Genomic DNA, 18,945 nt, shown 5'->3' with positions numbered 1-18,945 from the left:
AGCGCCCCGGCCGCGAGCGTGCGCGTCAGCACACCGTTACGGCGTGTAGTTGGCGCACGCTCGGGAGTCAGAGTTGGTCGCGCCAGCGAATTGAGCAGACAGTGACGACCAGTGATGCCACGATTGTGGCCGTGGGCGCCAGCCGGGAGGGCGGCGGTGAGCTGACCGCAGCAGAGCACGAGTGCGGTTCATGCGGCGCGCATTCACCCTCGGCGGGCCCCTTCTGTAGCCGGTGCGGCGCCCGACTCGCTCCGGCCACCCACACCTCCGAGTACAAGCAGGTGACGGTCCTGTTCGCGGACGTGGTGCGCTCGATGGACATCGCGGCAACCGTGGACATCGAACGGCTACGCGACGTCATGACCGCAGTCGTGGAACGCTCCGCCGCGGTGGTGCAGCGCTACGGCGGCACGGTGGACTACAACGGGGACGGCGTCATGGCCGTCTTCGGAGCCCCAAAAGCCCTGGAAGATCACGCCTTTCGCGCATGCGCGAGCGCTCTAGCGATCCAAGATGCGATGGCCGAGCTAGCCAGCGAGGTGCAGCGCCGCGACGGAGTGACCCTGCAGGTGCGGGTGGGACTGAATTCGGGCCGGGTCATCGCCGGGGACCTCGGCTCCGGGATGCTGGGCTACGCCGCGACCGGGTCGCCCGTCGGAGTCGCCCAGCGGATCGAATCCGCCGCGCCCGCAGGCGGGGTGATGCTGTCGGAATCGACCGCGCGGCTGGTCGAACACACCGCGAGCCTGGGCGAACTGGAATGGGTATCCATCAAAGGATCCGACCAGCCGGTGCGGGCGTACCGACTCGTCGGAATCAAACCCCGAGACGGCCTCAGGGCGCGCGCCGAGGCCAGACTGGTTGGCCGGAGTTGGGAGATGGCGGCACTCGACGCTGTCGTGGACCGCGCCATAGATGGCCACGGCTCAGTGGTGGAAGTGGTTGGTTCACCGGGAATCGGCAAGAGCCGGACGGCACGTGAGATTGCGGCGTCGGCAGCAGCTCGCGGTGTCGACGTGTTCTGGGCATTCTGCGAATCCCACGCCAGCGACATCCCCTTCCACGCTGTGGCGGGCCTGCTTCGGGCGACAACCGGTGTAGCCGGCCTGGGCAGCGATACCGCCAGGACCCGGGTGCGGGAGCGATTCCCACACGCCGATCCGGAGGATCTGCTGCTTCTCGACGAACTGCTGGGAATCGCCGATCCTGCCGTCCCGCGGCCGGCTATCGCCGCCGATGCGCGCCGTCGCAGGCTGACCGCACTGATCAAGGGTGCGTCGCGGGCCCGCACCCGACCTGCGATGTTCATCATCGAGGACGCACACTGGGTCGATACGGTCAGCGAGTCGCTGATCGCAGACTTTCTGAGCGTGGTCCCGCACACCGCCTCGGCGGTGGCGATCACCTACCGGCCGGAGTACCAGGGGGCCTTGACTAGGCTGCCCGCCTCACAGCGAATAGCACTTGGCCCGTTGGGTGATTCGGACATCGCGGATCTGCTCGAGGAGCTTCTCGGGCCAGATCCCTCGGTGCGCGAACTGGCGGCGATCATCACCCAACGGGCTGCGGGCAATCCATTCTTCGCCGAGGAGATGGTGCACGAACTCGCCCAGCGCGCGGTGCTCGACGGGGACAGTGGAAGCTACGTGAGTCACGTCAGGGCTGCCGATGTGGCAGTGCCGGGCACGGTCCAAGCCGCCATCGAAGCGCGTATCGACAGGCTCGGCACTCAGGCAAAGCGGACGTTGAACGCCGCCTCGGTCATCGGGGCCCGGTTCAGCACCGAACTGTTGACGGCTGTCGGTATCGAAGCAGCAGTCGACCAACTTCTCGATGTCGAACTGATCGAGAGAATCGGGCCGATGAGCAACGCCGAGTATGCGTTTCGGCATCCGCTCATCCTCGCGGTCGCCTACGAATCGCAGCTGAAATCCGATCGTGCCGAATGGCACCGCCGCTTGGCGGCGGCAATCCAAACCCGCGACCCCAGCTCGGTCGAGGAGAACGCCGCACTCATCGCCGAACACCTGGAAGCCGCCAGCGATCTGCCAGCGGCCTACGACTGGCAGATGCGTGCAGCCGAGTGGTCCACCAATCGGGATCTCGTGGCGGCGCGACGTTGCTGGGAGCGAGCTACCGGCATCGCAGATGCACTGTCTGCCGACACCGCCGATCGGATGTCCATGCGTATCAAGCCGCGCGCCATGTTGTGCGCGACGGATTGGCAAGCTCGAGAGGTGCAGGAAAGCAGGAGCCGTTTCGAAGAACTGCAACAGCTGTGCGGTACGACGGGAGATACCGTCTCGCTGGCCATCGCCATGACCGGGCTCGCCACTGAGCTCCTGTATGCCGAGCGGGTGGCCGAGGGAGCGCGGCTGTCATCGCGGCAGATGGCACTGCTCGCCACGATCGACGACCCCGCGCCCGCCATGGGATTGGCAGCAATCGCCTTGTGTAACTGGCACGGAGTCTGCGAATTCGGCGAGGTTCTGCGCTGGGCACAGCGCATTGCCGACGTGGCGGCCGGCGACCCGGTCAAGGGAGCGGGCTACGGTTTCGGCTCCCCCCTCGCGATCGCGCTGGCGTGGCGCGGTACCGCTCGCTGGTGTCTGGGGGAGGAAGGCTGGGGGCCCGATCTCCACCAAGCCGTGGCACTGGCCCGCCGCGCCAACGCCGAAACCCTCTCGGCAGCCATCGCCTGGAGCTACGGATTCGCGATGCAGTGCGCCGTCTTCCACGTCGACGACACCCTGGTGACCGCCTGCGAGGAGGCAGTAGAGATTGCCGAGAAGGCCAGCAGCGATCGCGCGGTCGGTCTGGCCGCGTACACATTGGGTGTCGCACTGCTGCATAGCGACTCCGTCGCGGACCGCGACCGCGGTCTGCGATCCATGGCCAAGGCCCGCGACGTATGGCAGCGCAAGCGCGCCCTCTTTCTCCTCCCCGCCGCCGACGTCTGGACCGCGAGGGAAATGGCTAAGCGCGGGAACCTCGAGGCTGCTGTCGATACCTTGCGCGAAGCTGTCGGTCGACTACGCCGGGGATACCCGTTCTACGGCGTATGGGCCACCGGAGTTCTGGTGGAGACGTTGTTGGAACGCGGTGAAGTCGCCGACATCGATGAAGCCGGGGAGGCAGTCCGACGGTTGTCCAACGAGCCGGTAGCTCAGGGTTCGGTCCTACTCGACATCACCCTGCTTCGCCTGAGGACGCTGTTGGCGCGCGCCCACGGCGAGACCGACGCCTACGCGGATCTGGCGGCGCGCTACCTCGCCAGGGCGGAATCGCTGGGTTTCGAAGGACATATCGCGTGGGCGAGGGCACTCGCTGAGCGGTAGCGCTACTCCTGGTCGGAGTCTCAGCGTGCGGAGCCGCCCGTCGATGCCGCTGCCGCCGGCCGGGCAGCGCGTGCACCTTCGGCCGACTCCCGCTTCGACTGTGAGCGCGCGGAGCGACCAACCGGCTTGACCGGCTTGGTCGTCGACGACCTCAGTTCCCCATTCACGGCCCGCATCGACGGCAGGCTACGAGCGGTGGATGTCGTTGTGGCACCCACTGGTTCGGGTCCAGCCGGCGGAGGCACTTCCTCCTGCTGCGCAGCCGCCGAGGTGACGACGGCCGGGGCCGGTGCATCCGGACTCGGCGGCCCACCGAGGATGGCCAGGGCATTATTGATGCCTTCACCGACGGCCTTCGCCAGATCGGTGAGCACCTTGACCGGATTCAGACGTGGGATCAATCGCGCCGGGGTGGGCTGCCACGGCGGAATGCTGCGGTCGTAACCCAGCTCGACGAGCACACGAAAAAACGGCTCCACGATGTCGATCAGCTTCTCGGGCACGCCCAGGCTGCGCAGCGGTCCGAACAAGGGCAGGTCGGCGGTCGGAAACACGTAGTAGCTGGTGTCGCCGTGAGCCCCCTGGTAGGCAGGTGATGTCGTGGGGTCGTCGGCCGGCAGGCTGACGTCGAACGATCTCGTGTGTAGGTAAAGAATTCCAAGGACCGCGTTGAGGTCGGCCACGAGGTTGAGGGGGTACAGCGGGAAATCGGTAAATCCGTCGTACTGGCGGGCTATTTCGATTGTGTCAAACTGGGTGTCGGTGGGGGCGGCGCCGTTGAAGGTCCACTCCAGGATCGGGATGTGAAAGCCCGGAAAGCGGGCAAGAAGACCGCCGTTGGGAAGATTCTCATCGCCCTGCAGAACGAAATCGATATCGGGAGCAGTGGTGCCCTCGGGGTATTGCACGGCAAGATCTCGCTTGGTGACATTTGCGACGACTGCTCCCTGAGAGAGGCCGTAGATCACCAGATGATCGTCGCCGTGGTGCTGGATCGCCGTCTCCAGATCGGCGGCCCCCACTTCAATCGAACGGTCGAGGGTGAGGTCGAAGAGCCCGGATAGCTTCCACAACGGCACATCCGGCCACGCCGGACCGCCAGGCCCGAAAACGCGCGGGTCCCCGAACGCCAGCCCCAGAAGACGCAGCGCTCCCGTGATCGGCCAGGACTCCTCGGGTGTTGTCACGGCAACGTAGTCGATGTCCTGGCCGGGGTAGGCCGGTGAGATGTACTGATTCTTGACGATGTCGACAAAGGTGTCATCAGGAGTGGGGCAGGTAGTACCGCACAGAACGAGCGCGGTCGAATCGGCAGCCAGCGTCACCTGTGGCGTCGAATCCAGGTGTGCCGTGGCTGCCGCCACCGCAGCGGCGGTGCCGATCGACATCAGTATCGTCGCGGCTCGTCCAAGGGCCCTGACTTCCCGTGTGCGACGCATCCCCTGCCTCCGTTCCCACAGCGGCGATTCCGCTTTGCCCCAGCAACTGTCACTCGGATTCGGGGCCCGGGATTAAGTAGCGCGGCACTGCACCTGCGACTACTGACCGATGACGTCGTCGCGCCGCCGGCCCAGGAACCGGGCCAGCCACATCTGCGCGACCGCGAACAACGCCAGGAACGCACCGACGATCCCGAACGCCCCGTACACCCCGGCGCCCGAGGAGAACGCTCCGCCCACCGCGCTGTTCACCCCGACCGATACCGCCGCGCGGCCGAACTCCGAGGCCGCGGTCACTCCGCCGGCATGCTCCAGCGGCGTGAGTTCCTGACGCCACCGGGTCAGCACCAGCCGGGCGCAGACGTTGCCGATACCGAACAGGAACACCGCCACGATCATCACCGGCAGGTTCGCCGGTATCCAGCCCACCGCGAGCAGCACCGTCCCCACCGCACCGGCGAACACCCAGCCAGCACCCGACCCGCGATGCCGGGTCACCGCGTACAGCAATGCGCCCACCACACCGCCGAGGGCGAACGCCGAACCGACGTGGCCGACGTAGGCCGGTTGGTGCAGAAGGCCTTTGGCGAAGAACGCGCTGAGAATCTTGCGCAATTCGTAGAGGTGGAACAGCATCAAGCCGGCGACGACGATCAACAGGTACCGGTGCGCCACGATGTACTTCAGACCCGCCCACGTACCGCCGTGCGCATGTCCGGTTCCCAACTCAGCTTCCCTGGTCCGCAATGTCTTTGGGATGAGCAGATACAGCGCGGCTGACACCGCGAAGCCGACCGGGATGACGATATGCGGCACGATCCCGGCTGACCAGATCATCAGAGAACCGAGCATCAGCGGCCCGAGCACCGCCCCGACTTCGAAGGCGACCTCGTACCGGGAGTTGATCCGGTCCAGCAGATCACCACGATGCCCGGCCAGTTCGAGCGGCACGGTATGCACCGAGGTGTCGACATAGCCGCGGATCAATGCCTCCACGGTGTAACAGCTCATCACCCAGGTCAAGCCGGCGAATCCGAACGCCATCCCAATCGGGATGCCGGCCAACACGATTCCGCGCAGCAGGGTCGACATCACCAGGACCGTGCGGGCACCGAACCGTTCAGTCGGCCAGCCGCCGAGGTAGGTGCCCAGCATGTGCACCCCGGTACCGAAGGCCGAGAAGAACGCGGCACTGCCGAGCGACCCGGACATGTCGGCCACCAGCAGTGGCTGCGCCAGATGCACCGCGCTGTTGACGACCTGGGTGACGAAGACCCCGCTGAGCAATCCTGTCAGCCGGACCGAGTTCGGGTCGTCAGTCACGACGCACGTCAGTGTGCTGGTAGGTGGATGACTGCGTTGTACGCCACGAACGCTCCCGCTGCCAGCAGGAGAACCGCGACAACCCATCGGCCGTGGACCTTCATGATGCGCTCGTAGCCGTCCTTGATCCGGCCCGACGCCCCCGGCCGGACGAGTTCGATGACGGCGGGCGCCAGTGCGGGCACCACCGCGATGGCCGCGAACATCACCACCCCGAGGCTGCGGTGCGGGCCGTCGCTGATCTCCAGGATCTGGTGGCCCGCCGCGATGGCGATCGGAAAGACCTTGGGGTGCAGCCCGCAGATCGCGAAACCGGCGAAGACGGCTCGGCCGATGCGTTGTCGCGGCGTGAGGTCCGCCGAGGGATCCAAGCGGTGCATGGCCGCCGGGAAGCGTTCGGTGAGCCGGGCCCGTAACCGGCTCGTTTTGCGATCGGGCTCGGAGACATCGGCGATCGGTTTGTGCCGGATGGCGCCGATCGCCCGATAGACACCGATGGTGAGCAACGCTGCCGCGATGACCACCCGCAGGATGAAACCGCCCCAGGTGTCGTGATGGGCGGCTGACGCCGAACCGGCGCCGGACAGGTGAGCCAGCAGGATCCCGATTCCGGTGGCGAAGGCGATGCCCGCGATCCCGCCGGCGGCGAACGCGATCGCCGCCTGCCGGGGCACCTTCTTGTCACTGGCGACCACCAGCCCCAGCACCAGCGTCTCGGGGCTGAACAGGATCGCCAGCGCCAGAGTCGCCAGAACAGCGAAGTGTGTGCTCATCGGCTCACCCCAACAGGCTCTCGACGAAGGCTTCCGTCCCCTGCTTCCAGGCGATGACGAAGTTGCCCACATCGTCACGGCTGATGTCGAGGACCGGACAGAACCTGCTCTCGCCGTCGGCGGTGAAGAAGTGCGGCGACCCGATGACCCCGCGCGCCCGCCCCTCATCCCAATCTGCCTGCACCGCAGCAGAAGTCGCCTCCGCATCAAGAGGCTCAAGACCGAAGCGCGCAGCGATCGGCGCCACGACGTCGGGCTCACCGACATCCAGGCCCTGTTCGAAGACGGCGTCACGCAACGCCATGCCGACCTCCTCGACAAGCACCGCATCTCCGGTCCTGGCCGCGGCTGAGGTCAGCGCGAACGCGGTCATCGACGTCCTCGGGAACGTGGCGGTCGAGAAGCCTGCGAAGAGGTCGGGACGGACCGAGGCACGCAGCGCGGTGATCTCGGCACCGATGTGGTGGGCGTCCAGCGGTGCACCGTTGATCAGTTCCAGCGGCCACGCCCGGATGTTCAGCCGCGGCTCGGTGTGCCCCAGCGCGGTACGACGGTCGATCAGGGTGTGCAGGCCCGCGTGGGTGAACGGGCACAGGACATCGGCGAAGACCTCGACGGTACGCATGGCGGCAGGTTACCGCGACAGCCGGAAAATGCGGCCTACCCCGCGATGGCTGACAGGCGCCGGGCGACCTCTCCGTAACGCTCGAACCGCTGCGGGCTCGCTCCCACCGCGTTGTAGAGCACGATGCGGCTCGCGATCCCGGCGTATTTGGCGGCCAGCGCGTCGGCGAGGCCGTCCCACGTCGACTCGGTGGCGAAGACGGCGATGTGGTCGTCGGTGATCTGAGCGGCCATCCCGGCGAAGTCGCCCGCCTTCTGCTTCTCCCGGATCCGGGCCGTCGTGCCCTCGAAACCGGCTTCGTCCCAGATGAAGGCGTAGTTGGGGGTGCTGCCGTAGAAGCTCAGGCTGGCTCGCACCGATTCACGCTCGGCGTCACGTTCCTCGTCGGTATCACCGGCGATCGTCATCACCGGCACGATCAGCGCGACATCGGCGGCCGACCGGCCCGATATCGCCGCGCCCTCACCGACTTTCGGGACGACATGGCGGGCAAGGTAACCGGGCTCCCCAATCGGATGAACATGAACGCCGTCGGCCACCTCACCGGCCATCCGCAACATCCACGGGTTGACCGCGGCGATATCGACCTTGGGATCGGGGGCGTCAATGGGTCCTGCGCTCCACTGCGGGGTGATGAAGTCCAGGTTGTAGAACTCCCCGTGGTGGTCGAGTTTGCCGGTGCGGAACGCCGCGAAACAGGCTTTGACGGCCAGCACGTAATCACGCAGGCGGGGGCCCGGACGTTCGAACTCGGTGCTGTACCGGCGCACCACATGGGTGCGGACCTGGGTGCCCAGCCCGAGCCGGAACTTCCCGGACGTAGCCTCCTGAAGCTCCCACGCGGTCGCCGCGGTGATGAAGGGGCTGCGCGGGAACGCCACGGCCACACCGGTGGATAGCTGGAGTCCGGGTGCGGCCTGGGAGGCCACCGCGGCGTTCAGATAGGGGGTGCGACCTGTCTCGGTGAACAGCATCCCGGAGAACCCGGCCGCCTGTGTGCGGGCGGCCAGGGCGCCGATCTGGCCGAGCGGAAGAGCAGTGGTCATCACGTCGACGTGCACGCAGCGGACAGTACGCGAATGCCGAGCGCCTAAGGTCTCAAACGTGGGTACCTACGCAGTCACCGGTTCGGCCTCCGGCATGGGCCGTGCCGTCGTCGAGAAGCTTCAGGCCGACGGGCATACCGTCATCACCGTCGACATCAAGGGCGCCGACGTGGTGGCCGACCTGTCCACCCCGGCCGGGCGGCGGTCGGCCGCCGACGCGGTACTGGCCGCCAGCGGCGGCCGCCTCGACGGGGCGGTGCTGGCAGCCGGACTCGGTCCGACGCCCGGCGCCGACCGCTCCCGGCTGATCGTGCAGGTCAACTATTTCGGCGTCGTCGAATTGCTGACGGCCTGGCGTTCGGCCCTGGCCGCCACAGACCGGGCCAAGGTTGTCGTCTTCTCGAGTAACTCGACGACGACCGTGCCCGCGGTACCCAAACGAGCGGTCAACGCCCTGCTCAGCGGGGACGCTGAGAAGGCGGTGCGCGCCGTGCGGTTCTTCGGCCGCAACGCCCCTGCAATGGCCTACGCCGCCTCCAAGATCGCGGTCAGCCGGTGGTTGCGCCGGCAGGCGGTGACCCGCGAGTGGGCCGGGGCCGGCATCCGGCTCAATGCCCTGGCGCCGGGGGCGATTCTGACCCCGCTGCTCGAGGGCCAACTGGCCACCCCGAAGGAGGCCAAGATGATCCGGGCCTTCCCGGTTCCGATCGGCGGATTCGGCGACCCTGGGCAGCTGGCCGACTGGGTGGTGTTCATGCTGTCACCGTCCGCGGACTTCCTGTGCGGCAGCATCGTGTTCGTCGACGGCGGGTCGGATGCCTACTTCCGCGCCGACGACTGGCCAAGAACCGTGCCGGTCCGGCGCCTGGTGCCCTACCTTTGGCGCAGTAGGCAGTTCACCAGCTTCACCGAGTGACCCTCTAGGCCAGCGAATCCCGTTCCCACGAAAACTGATTGCGATCGCGACGAGCGCACCGGCCGCTAAGTTTGGTGAGCCTTCGTTTGCGGTAGCGAGGTCCGAACGGACTTTTCCCAGCACATCCCAGGTCGATATGCCAGTGCCACTGTGCCGTTGGGCGAACGAGGGCTGATCGCCGCTGCCCGGCGCGCGCTGCAACGGTTGGGCGTCATCGATCCATGAGCAATCGCGCCATCACCGGCCGCGGCGGGTGAACGGGGCCGCCGACGCGCCCGACCTGCGAAAGTGACAGCGGCAGCGGCCCAGGACACTCATGATGACACCGTGATTCTTGTCGCCTGGCAGACGCTGGCGCTGGCCCTTCAGGTCGGCGCCATCCTGCTGGCGCAACGGGGCCAGGACGGAATCGCCGAAGTCATCTCCGTTGCCGCATTCGCCCTGGCGTTCGGCAGTGCGCTCTATGTCCTGACCCGGCCGGTGTTGACCCGCGCGGCACGCAACACCGCTGTCGTCTGCCTCGGCCTGACTCCGGCACTGATGTGGCATGCCACCAACCCGTTGCTGTTCACCGGGTTCGACGAGCAACTCCACATGCGCACGCTGGGCGACATCATCTCCTCGCACCGCCTCTTCGAAGCCAACCCGCTGCTCGGGGTCAGCCCGCAGTATCCGGGGCTTGAGGCGCTCACCGTGCTCTTGCACCAGATCGGTCTGCCGGCCATGGCGGCTGCCGTCGTGGTGGTGTTCATCTGCCGGCTGCTACTGGTCACCGTGCTCTGTGATGCCGTCGAACAACTGACGGGTGACGCGCGGGCCGGCGGACTGGCCGTGGCGGCCTACGCGGTGTCGCCGCAGTTCGTGTTCTTCAATTCCCAGTTCGCCTACCAGACACTGGCTCTGCCCCTGGCCCTGGCGGCCGTGAGTCTGCTTGCCAGGGCTCGGTTCGCCGACAATCCCGTCCCGCTGTTCCTCGGAGCCACTGTCTGTTTGTTCGGTGTGGCGGTCACCCACCACATCACCAGCTTCCTCACCGCGGTGTTCCTGGTGCTGTGGACCGTGGTCGAACACGGCCAGGCTCGCATTCGGGTCTGCTACGGCGCGCTGGTTGCCGTGGCGTCGACGCTGGCGTGGGCGATGGTGCAGTGGTCGCTGCTACAGGGCTACTTCGGGCCCATCGTCGACGACGTCGCCGCGCAGCTCTCAGGTGGGTTGCGGCGCAAGCCCTTCCATGATTCCGGCGGGTCGGTGCTGCCGCTGTGGGAACGAATCCTGTTGCTCTACTATGCGATAGCGCTCGCACTCGCCGTTCTGGCATTGGCAATCTACGCATTCAACTGGTGGGGCCGACGGCTGATCGGCCCGCGTGAACACCGTCCCCGGCGCTGGCTGCCGTCCCTGCTGCTGTTGTTCCTGGTCTGCCTTCTCCCGGTTCTGATGGCTGCCCGGGTGGTGCCCAAGGGCGGTGAAATCTTCGACCGGTCCAGCAGTTTCCTGTTCCTGCCGTTCAGCCTTCTGGTGGGCCACTTCGCGGTGCGGTTCTGGTGGCATGACTCCCGGCACTCGAAGTCCCGGCGGGCACCGGCCGGACGAGCCGTGGCCATCGTGCTGGCCTCGCTGATGTTCGTCGGCGGATACATCCTGGGCAGCGGACCCACGTGGTCACGCCTGCCAGGGCCCTACCTTGTTGCCGCGGACAGTCGTTCGATGGATTCCGAGACGCTGGCCGCGGTCGCCTGGTCCCGCGACAACCTGCAACCGGGTAGCCGCATGGGCGCAGACCGGGTCAGCTCGACCTTGTTCGCCTCCGGAGCGGGCCTGTGGCCGGTCATGAAGGACGAAGACCTCGAACTCGACGTTCCCTCGCTGTACTTCGCCGATGACTGGAACCAGGCCCAGACCGACACCGCCCGCGGACTGCGGTTGCGCTACCTCTACGTCGATCGCCGGATGGCCGAGGAGTTACCGCATCTGGGTTCGTACTTCGTCAGCGGCGAGACTCCGGAAATCCAGCAACTCACCGACTGGGAGCTCACCAAATTCGATACCGTTCCCGGCATTCAACTCGTGTACCGGCACGGGCCGGTCTCGATCTACGACTTGAAAGGGCTTGGGGTGCCGGAGGCGCGCAATGGTTGGTACGGGCAGACGCCACACGTCAGTCTGCTGACGCAACTGCTCATCGGCGTCCTCGGCGGGCTCGCGATCACCGGCATCGGGCGAAGCCCATTGGGCGCCCGGATCGGATCCGGGGTACGGCGCTGGTACGACGCGGCCGGACCGGCCCTGATGTTCGCGATCACGGTCGCCGGCGCGGTGCTGGTCTCGATCATCCTGCTACTTCTGCACATCTGGCTGACACCGATCACGGTCGGAGTGCTGATCGCGATCGTGGTGGTATCCAACCCGCGCCGAACCGCAGCGCTGATCCGGGCCGGCTGGGACCGGGTGCAGTGGCGCCGCGTCGGGCAGGGCGTCCTCCTGGCGATTCCCATTTCGGGTGTGCTTGCCGTCGCCATTGTCGACGCCGCCGTGCGCGACAGCATCAGGGTCCACGAGATCCTCGATGATCCGGCGGCCGTTCACGTTCGACCTTCGGGCGGTGGCGCATGATCAGCTGTGCCGTGGTGATCTGTGTGTACACCGAGGACCGCTGGGAGGAGATCCTCGAGTCGGTGGAATCGGTTCGGGCGCAGAACCCGCCGCCACATGACCTCATCGTTGTGGTCGACCACAATCCCGCGCTCCAGGCCCGGCTGGTAGACCGGTTCCCCGACGTGCGGGTGGTGCCCAACAGTCACGAGCGGGGCCTGTCCGGCGCTCGCAACACCGGCGTGGAACTGACCACCGGCGATGTGGTGGTCTTCCTCGACGACGATGCCGCCGCCCAGCCCGGTTGGCTGGCCGGTCTGGCCCGGCACTATGAAGACCCCGACGTACTCGGGGTCGGCGGACGGATCGACCCGGAGTGGGCCACCGAACGTCCCGCCTGGTGGCCGCCCGAATTCGACTGGGTGATCGGCTGCAGTTACATCGGCCAGAAGCCCGGCGTGGTGCGAAATGTGATCGGCGCCAACGCTTCCTTCCGCAGACAGCTGTTCGCCGACGGCGGGTTCGCCTCCGATATCGGCCGCTCAGCGCTGATCTCACGACCGGTCGGCTGCGAAGAGACCGAGTTCTGCATCCGCGCCAACAAGGCCAACCCCGACGGTGTTTTCCTCTTCGACGACACCGCAGCGGTATCGCATCATGTTCCGGCCGGACGGCAGAGCTTCTCCTACTTCCGCACCCGCTGTTACTCCGAGGGTTTGTCCAAGGCACAGGTGACCCGGCTCGTCGGCGTCGGTGCCGGGTTGTCCTCGGAGCGCACCTACACCAGGGTCACCCTGCCGGCCGGGGTGTTGCGCGGCATCGGCGACACCTTCCGCGGGCAGGGCGCCGGCCTGCTGCGCGCCGCGGCGATCGTGATCGGGCTGGGCTACACCACAGTTGGTTATCTGGTCGGGACGGCGTCGGGCCGGATCGGCGCATGGCGGAGCAGGGCCTCATGACCGAACACACCCAACATCGGATGCGGGTCGCCATGGTGGCCGCCCGCGCGCTGCCTTTCATGGGCGGAATCGAGACCCACATCCATGAGGTCTCCCGCCGGCTGGCCGAGCGCGGCGTCGACGTCACCGTGCTGACCACCGACACCTCCGGCGAACTCCCCACTGACGAGATGATGGCGGGCTACCGGGTCCGGCGCTGGCCGGCCTACCCGCGCTCGAAGGACTACTACTTCGCCCCCGGCCTGTCGCGCTACCTTCGCCACACCCACGACTTCGACGTCGCCCACATCCAGGGCGTCCACACGCTGGTACCGCCGATGGCGCTGGCGGCGACCAGGCGGTCGCGGATCCCGACGGTGCTGACGTTCCACACCGGCGGCCACTCGTCAGGGTTGCGGGAGTCCGCCCGCTCGCTGCAATGGAAAGTGATTGCGCCACGGCTGCGTTCAGCGGCGGCCCTGGTGGCAGTGTGCGAGTTCGAACGGGACACCTTCGCCAAGGCACTCGGCATCCCGGCCGCCGAGATCCGGCTGATCCGCAACGGCTGCGACCCGCTGCCGGTCGACACCTCCGCACCGGTCCCCGACGGCGATCCCCTGCTGGTGTCCATCGGCCGGCTGGAACGCTACAAGGGTCACCACCGCATCCTGCGGGCACTGCCCGCGATCCTCGCGCAGGCTCCCGGTGCCCGGCTGGCGCTGATCGGCAGTGGCCCCTACGAGCAGGAGCTGCGGGACATGGCGGCAGAACTCGGTGTCGCAGAACGGGTGTCGATCCGCGGCTACGGCCCCGACGAGCGCGGTGAGATGGGCAACGTGGTGGCCAACTCCGACGTCGTCTGCCTGCTCAGCGACTACGAGGCCCATCCGGTGGCGGTGATGGAAGCCATCGGAACGGGCGCCAAGGCACTCATCGCCGACACCTCGGGGCTGTCCGAAATCGGCCGCGCCGGCCTGGCCACCACGATCGCACTGGAAGCCCCACCCGAGCAGGTCGCCGCGGCCGCCTTGGCCGTGGCGGCGGCCCCGCGTACGCCGCCGCCGCATATCGCGACCTGGGATGACTGTGCCGACGAGTTGCTCCGGCTGTACCAGGAGGTCCGCCGATGAGGATTCTCCTGCTGGCCCAGTTCCTGCCACCGGTGTCCGGCGGCGAGGAACGGCACGTGTGGAACCTCGCGCGCGCCTTGGTATCCCGCTCACATGACGTCACCCTGCTCGGCTTCGCCACCGACGCCGCCAGCGCAGGCGAGACGATCGAGGAGGGCGTTCGGGTGGTCCGGGTGCACACCGCCGCGGCTCGGCTGCCGATGCTCTACAGCGATCCCGAACGCCCGCATGCCCTGCCACTGCCGGACCCTGTCGTCAGCAGCGCGATCCGACGTCAGCTCGAAAGCCGACGCTTCGATGTGGTGCACGCGCACAACTGGATCGTCAACAGCGCCTTGGGACCGGTGGCACGCGCAGGGCTTCCGCTGGTGATGACGCTGCATGACTACAGCCACATCTGCGCCACCAAAAGGCTGATGGAGCATGGCAAGCAGCGCTGCCCGGGACCGGCGCCAAGGCGTTGCCTCTCGTGCGCGGCCGATCATTACGGACTACCGAACGGCACCGTCACCGTCCTGGCCAACGCGTGGACCGCACGGCGGCGGGCCAAGGGCATCAGCAAGGTCGCCGCCGTCAGCAGTGCGGTGGCCCAGGCGGTCGCACTGCCCGGTGACGGCTGGCTGCACCGCGCACGCCTGAACGCACGCGTCATCCCCAACTTCATCCCGGACGAGATCGTCCTGGACGAAATCCCGCCCACCGCGGACGACGCACCACTGCTCTTCGTTGGCGACCTCAGCCCCGACAAAGGTGTTCAAGTTCTGCTGGATGCCTATGCGGCACTGCCGGATCCGCCCCGACTCGTGCTGGCCGGACGGTCTACCGAGCAGTGGCAGTTCCCGCCGGGAGCCCAGTGGACCGGCCCGCTGCCGCACGCCGAAGTGGTCGAACTGTTCCGGTCGGCACGCGCCGTGGTGGTCCCCTCGGTGTGGGCCGACCCCTGCCCCACCGTCGTCCTCGAAGCGATGGCCGCGGGGCGGCCGGTGGTGGCGGCGGCCTCCGGCGGCATCGTGGACATGGTGGTCGACGGGCACACCGGCCGGCTCGTACCCCCCGGTGACGTCGCGGCGCTGTCCGCCGCACTGGCCGAGGTGTTGGCCGACCCGCAGCGAGCCACGGCCTTCGGTGAAGCGGGGCGGGACCGCGCCCGCGAATTCACCATCAGTTCCGTCGTCGAGCGCATCGAGCAGATGTACCGCGAGGCGGCGGGATGACCAGCGACGCCGAGCACCGCGGCAAGCTCGGTTTCCTGTTCCGCAGCGCCGCCTCGCTGGTGTCGACCACGGTGGTCACCTCTGGCCTGGGGTTCATCTACTGGGTGGTCGCCGCGCGCTTCTTCCCGGCCTCGGCGGTCGGTGAAGCGGCCACGGCGATTGCCGCGATGAACCTGATCGCCCCGTTCACCGTCCTGGGCTTCGGTACCGCGCTGATGGCACAACTGCCCTCGATGCGGGAGCGCCGCGGTCAGCTGGTGTCCACCGCCGCCGTCGTCTGCGGCGTGGTCGGCGGTGTCGTCGCCCTGATCTGCGCGCTGGTACTGCCGGCGAGTTTTCTCGGCATCACCGAAGTGGGCCACCAAGTCTGGACCACAGCGCTGTTTGCGGCGGGCGTCGGCGCCCAGGGCATCGGACTCATGCTGGACTCCGCACTGTTGAGCGTGCTCGGCGGCGGTATCCAATTCGGCCGCAATGCCATTCATGCAGTGGTGAAGCTGGCGCTCCTGATCGGGTTCGCGCTGAGCCTGTCATGGTTCGGCTCGATCAGCATCTACGCCAGCTGGTTCGTGGCCAACGTCGTCTCCATCACGGCGGTATCGATCTGGTTGATGTACAAGCGTCGGGTGGGCCTGCGCCGGGTCTTGCCGACCCTGTCGGTGCTGCACGGCCTGCATTTCGAAGCCGCCAAGCACCACGGGCTCAACCTGTCTCTGCAGGTGCCGTACTTCGCGATGCCGATCGTGGCCAATGTGACGATGGGTTCCCAGCAGGCCGGCTACCTCTACTCGGTGTGGTCGGTCGCGGGATTCGTCTTCGTCCTGCCGATCGCGCTATCGACAGCCTTGTTCGCCTCCGGGGCCAGGGATTCAAGCACCATCCTCAAAGAGTTCCGGGTGACGCTGCGCTATTCGATGCTGGCCTGCCTGGCCGCCAACATCCTGATCCTGCCGTTCGGCGGCCTGGTCCTGCGGATGTTCGGCCGTGCCTACGAGGAGTCCGGCCATCTGGCGCTGATCATTCTGTGCCTCGGCGGTTTCGGCGTCGTGATCCGGGACCATCACGTGGCCATGGCGCGCATCCTCGGCACCGTGGGGCGCGAAGCAGCACTGATCAGTGCGCTCAGCGCGGTGGAACTGACGGGCGCCGCGGTGGGTGCGCTGCGCGGCGGGCTGACCGGGCTTACCCTCGGCTGGGTGATCGCCATCGCCGTGGAAGTCGTCGTGCTCGGACCGCTGGTGTGGCGGGCCTACCGCGGACACCTCGAGGTCCCGGCCCGATGAGGCTTCGACTGCTCATCGGGCTGATGCTGGCCGCCGCCACCGCCTGCACCCACACCGACCCCCCGCCGGACAAGACCGTCACCGTCGAGGTGTCCTACGACGAGCTGCTGACCCAGAAGACCATCACCCGCCAAGCCGACCTGCGCGTCGGGGACACGCTGACGATCTCGCTCGGCGCCAACCCGTCCACCGGCTACCAGTGGTCGGCGCAGGCCCAAATCAGCGACGACGCGGTGCTGACCCAGTCCGGCCACCGGAGCATCGCCCCGACCGAAAGCCGGCCCGGCGCATCAGGATCCGACGAGTGGACGTTCCAGGCGATGGCGCCCGGGACCGCGACGATCACCACCACCTACGGCCAGCCGTGGCCCGGCGGTCAGAAGAACGCCTGGACCTTCACCGCCGACGTCACCGTCGGCTAGGGCCGCATCTCGTAGGCACCGTCGAAGTTCCTGACCTGCTGCCACACCCGATCGAACCGGTCGGTGTCGGTTACCGGCTTACGCACCGCCCCCAACGCCCAGTCCTGCTGCGCCTCGGTAGAGCCCGACTTGCCATGCAGGGCAACGGCATAGGCGGAGAAGTCACGGACCTGGACATCGAAGATCTGGTCGATGACGTCGCGGTCGATATCACGCAGTTCAGCCTGTTCCAGGATGAGCTGGCCGTACACCACCAGGGTGAACAGGTGGCCGACCACCAGCATGAAATCGAGGTCGCGCATCTGCTCGGCATCCGGTGCGGCGGTGGCGAGCAACTGCTGCAGTGCCCTGGCCTGCTCGAGGAACCGGCCGACGTTCGGGATGTCGGAGAGCCGCTCGTACACCGGAGCCCAGTCGGCGAACTGGATCTTCGAGGCTCCCCCGGCCGGTCCCTGAGCCCAGAAGAAGACGTCATCGGCTGGGTCGTCACGGGTGCCGATCTCCGGGTACTCGGCGGGGTTGAACAGATAGTTCGGCATGAACTTGAGGATCTGTGTCACGTTCACGTGCACCGTGCCCTCGAGACGGGGTAGTGCGCCGATCAGCCGAGCCACTTCGGCGAAGTACGTATTGCGCTCAAAACCCTTGGCCGCCAGCACATCCCACAACAGCCGGACGACGACTTCGCCTTCCGAGGTGACCTTGGCCTTGGTCACCGGATTGAACAGCAGGTAGCGCCGGTCCTCGAGGCTGGCGCTGCGGAAGTAGTCGATGGCCCGATCACTGAACAGCTTCATCGCCACCAGCCGGGCGTAGACCTCGACGAAACTCGCCCGCACGTGCGGGAAGTCGGTCACCGGGTTGCCGTAGAGAATCCGGTTGTTGGAGTGGGTGATCGCCTCGTAGAAGGCGTGCTCGCACATCCCGATCGAGGCGGTGCACAGGTTGAACTTGCCGACGTTGACGGTGTTCAACGCCACCGAGAAGGCATCCGGCCCGGTGCACAGGATGTCCTCTTCGCGCACCGGGTAGTCCTCGAGCCGGAAGTTGCTCACATACATCTGCCCGTGCACGACATTGCCGATCAGCTTGTAGGCCGGGTGGCTGCTCTCCGCGGCGAACCAGACGTAGCCGTCCGGCCCATCGATGTCGGCGCGGCGGGAGAACACCGAGACCAGGCCGGCGACGTTGCCGTTGCCGATGTAGTACTTCTCCCCCGAGGCGCGGAACACCACGCCCTCCTCGTCGCCGTCTGCGGCGGGCGTCAGGACCATGTCGGTGTTGTAGATGTCGGCGCCGTGCTCGCGCTCGGAGAGCGCGAAGGCCATCACCCCGCCGTTGTCCAGCTCGGCGGCGGCGCGTTCCTTGGCCTTGATGTTGTCGCTCTGCCAGATCGGGCCGAGACCGAGGATGGTGACCTGTTCGGCGTACCAGTAGGCCAGGCCGTAGAAACCGAGGATTTCGCTGAGGGCGGCGTTGCGCGAGGTGTCCCAGCGCTTGTTGTCATCGCCGATGCCGTACTCGGACGGGGTCAGGAACGTCGCGAAGATCCGTTCCTGCTTGATGAAGTCCAGGAAATCCGAAACCCAGGTCGCGTCCAAGTCGTCCTGCAGCAATTTGACCTTGCCGCGCGACTCGAACCAGTCGACGAGTGCCCGAAGCTGGCGACGGGTCTCCGGATCGAACTGCGAAAAATCGTTCGTATTCGGATTGAACAGTAGGGGGGAAGTCGCCATCGGGCTCCTTTCTGGGTACGGCGTCCGAATCTAGCGCGATCGGGGCACGCAAAAGCCTGATCGCCGACAACTCGAAGGTCCTGACCGCTGTCCGTAATAACTGACCTGGGACGGCTCAGCAAAGACTGTGAAAAGCCTGTGCATCCGCTGGCCGCACGTTAGCGTCACGG

General features: G+C 67.0%; 14 protein-coding genes. 8 read left to right on the top strand and 6 right to left on the bottom strand.

Going from position 1 to position 18,945, the window contains the following annotated elements:
* Positions 1-101: 101 nt before the first annotated feature.
* Positions 102-3,338, top strand: a complete 3,237-nt coding sequence (locus BN3385_RS04870) for an ATP-binding protein (RefSeq protein ID WP_231748630.1) — start codon at positions 102-104, stop codon at positions 3,336-3,338.
* Between the two features lie 20 nt (positions 3,339-3,358).
* Here BN3385_RS04870 and BN3385_RS04865 read toward each other — a convergent pair whose 3' ends face one another.
* From BN3385_RS04865 to BN3385_RS04845, 5 genes are all read right to left on the bottom strand, one after another.
* The gene (locus BN3385_RS04865; protein WP_059015485.1) at positions 3,359-4,726 is read right to left on the bottom strand and encodes a PE-PPE domain-containing protein; all 1,368 of its coding nucleotides are present in this window, start codon (positions 4,724-4,726) and stop codon (positions 3,359-3,361) included.
* Positions 4,727-4,876: 150 nt separating this feature from the next.
* Complete coding sequence (locus BN3385_RS04860; RefSeq protein WP_059015484.1) at positions 4,877-6,100, bottom strand: MFS transporter; 1,224 nt, start codon at positions 6,098-6,100, stop codon at positions 4,877-4,879.
* Positions 6,101-6,108: 8 nt separating this feature from the next.
* Positions 6,109-6,873, bottom strand: coding sequence for a GAP family protein (locus BN3385_RS04855; protein ID WP_059015483.1), 765 nt, complete (start codon positions 6,871-6,873; stop codon positions 6,109-6,111).
* A gap of 4 nt (positions 6,874-6,877) precedes the next feature.
* Positions 6,878-7,498, bottom strand: a complete 621-nt coding sequence (locus BN3385_RS04850; protein WP_059015482.1) for a DsbA family oxidoreductase — start codon at positions 7,496-7,498, stop codon at positions 6,878-6,880.
* Between the two features lie 35 nt (positions 7,499-7,533).
* The gene (locus BN3385_RS04845) at positions 7,534-8,559 is read right to left on the bottom strand and encodes a TIGR03617 family F420-dependent LLM class oxidoreductase (protein WP_059015481.1); all 1,026 of its coding nucleotides are present in this window, start codon (positions 8,557-8,559) and stop codon (positions 7,534-7,536) included.
* Positions 8,560-8,602: 43 nt separating this feature from the next.
* Between BN3385_RS04845 and BN3385_RS04840 the strand changes: the two genes are divergently transcribed.
* From BN3385_RS04840 to BN3385_RS04810, 7 genes are all read left to right on the top strand, one after another.
* A complete protein-coding gene (locus BN3385_RS04840; protein ID WP_059015480.1) occupies positions 8,603-9,460 on the top strand; it encodes an SDR family oxidoreductase in 858 nt (285 codons plus the stop codon).
* Between the two features lie 327 nt (positions 9,461-9,787).
* A complete protein-coding gene (locus BN3385_RS04835; RefSeq protein WP_156432559.1) occupies positions 9,788-12,073 on the top strand; it encodes a hypothetical protein in 2,286 nt (761 codons plus the stop codon).
* Positions 12,070-13,011 (top strand): glycosyltransferase family 2 protein, encoded by a 942-nt coding sequence (locus tag BN3385_RS04830; protein ID WP_059015478.1) that lies wholly within the window; start codon positions 12,070-12,072, stop codon positions 13,009-13,011. Before BN3385_RS04835 ends, BN3385_RS04830 begins: the two co-directional genes overlap by 4 nt.
* The gene (locus tag BN3385_RS04825) at positions 13,008-14,120 is read left to right on the top strand and encodes a glycosyltransferase family 4 protein (RefSeq protein ID WP_059016400.1); all 1,113 of its coding nucleotides are present in this window, start codon (positions 13,008-13,010) and stop codon (positions 14,118-14,120) included. The genes BN3385_RS04830 and BN3385_RS04825 overlap by 4 nt, the downstream gene beginning before the upstream one ends.
* The gene (locus tag BN3385_RS04820; protein WP_059015477.1) at positions 14,117-15,334 is read left to right on the top strand and encodes a glycosyltransferase family 4 protein; all 1,218 of its coding nucleotides are present in this window, start codon (positions 14,117-14,119) and stop codon (positions 15,332-15,334) included. Before BN3385_RS04825 ends, BN3385_RS04820 begins: the two co-directional genes overlap by 4 nt.
* Positions 15,331-16,617, top strand: coding sequence for a lipopolysaccharide biosynthesis protein (locus tag BN3385_RS04815; RefSeq protein ID WP_059015476.1), 1,287 nt, complete (start codon positions 15,331-15,333; stop codon positions 16,615-16,617). The genes BN3385_RS04820 and BN3385_RS04815 overlap by 4 nt, the downstream gene beginning before the upstream one ends.
* Positions 16,614-17,039 (top strand): protease inhibitor I42 family protein, encoded by a 426-nt coding sequence (locus tag BN3385_RS04810; RefSeq protein WP_082690285.1) that lies wholly within the window; start codon positions 16,614-16,616, stop codon positions 17,037-17,039. The genes BN3385_RS04815 and BN3385_RS04810 overlap by 4 nt, the downstream gene beginning before the upstream one ends.
* On the opposite strand, the gene BN3385_RS04805 is transcribed toward BN3385_RS04810, so the two are convergent.
* Positions 17,036-18,775, bottom strand: a complete 1,740-nt coding sequence (locus BN3385_RS04805; RefSeq protein ID WP_059015474.1) for an acyl-CoA dehydrogenase family protein — start codon at positions 18,773-18,775, stop codon at positions 17,036-17,038. The genes BN3385_RS04810 and BN3385_RS04805 overlap by 4 nt on opposite strands.
* Positions 18,776-18,945 lie beyond the last annotated feature (170 nt).

The sequence above is a fragment of the Mycobacterium sp. M26 genome (assembly GCF_001494595.1).
Lineage (GTDB): Bacteria > Actinomycetota > Actinomycetes > Mycobacteriales > Mycobacteriaceae > Mycobacterium.
Note: the sequence above shows the minus strand (reverse complement) of the source record. Positions and strands in the feature narration are given on the sequence as shown.

What these genes read in the sequence shown, in the direction of transcription:
- BN3385_RS04865 (WP_059015485.1), bottom strand. Translation starts at nt 4,726, where the DNA reads ATGTCGATCGGCACCGCCGCTGCGGTGGCGGCAGCCACGGCACACCTG.
- BN3385_RS04855 (WP_059015483.1), bottom strand. Translation starts at nt 6,873, where the DNA reads ATGAGCACACACTTCGCTGTTCTGGCGACTCTGGCGCTGGCGATCCTG.
- BN3385_RS04850 (WP_059015482.1), bottom strand. Translation starts at nt 7,498, where the DNA reads ATGCGTACCGTCGAGGTCTTCGCCGATGTCCTGTGCCCGTTCACCCAC.
- BN3385_RS04830 (WP_059015478.1), top strand. Translation starts at nt 12,070, where the DNA reads ATGATCAGCTGTGCCGTGGTGATCTGTGTGTACACCGAGGACCGCTGG.
- BN3385_RS04825 (WP_059016400.1), top strand. Translation starts at nt 13,008, where the DNA reads ATGACCGAACACACCCAACATCGGATGCGGGTCGCCATGGTGGCCGCC.
- BN3385_RS04820 (WP_059015477.1), top strand. Translation starts at nt 14,117, where the DNA reads ATGAGGATTCTCCTGCTGGCCCAGTTCCTGCCACCGGTGTCCGGCGGC.
- BN3385_RS04815 (WP_059015476.1), top strand. Translation starts at nt 15,331, where the DNA reads ATGACCAGCGACGCCGAGCACCGCGGCAAGCTCGGTTTCCTGTTCCGC.
- BN3385_RS04810 (WP_082690285.1), top strand. Translation starts at nt 16,614, where the DNA reads ATGAGGCTTCGACTGCTCATCGGGCTGATGCTGGCCGCCGCCACCGCC.
- BN3385_RS04805 (WP_059015474.1), bottom strand. Translation starts at nt 18,775, where the DNA reads ATGGCGACTTCCCCCCTACTGTTCAATCCGAATACGAACGATTTTTCG.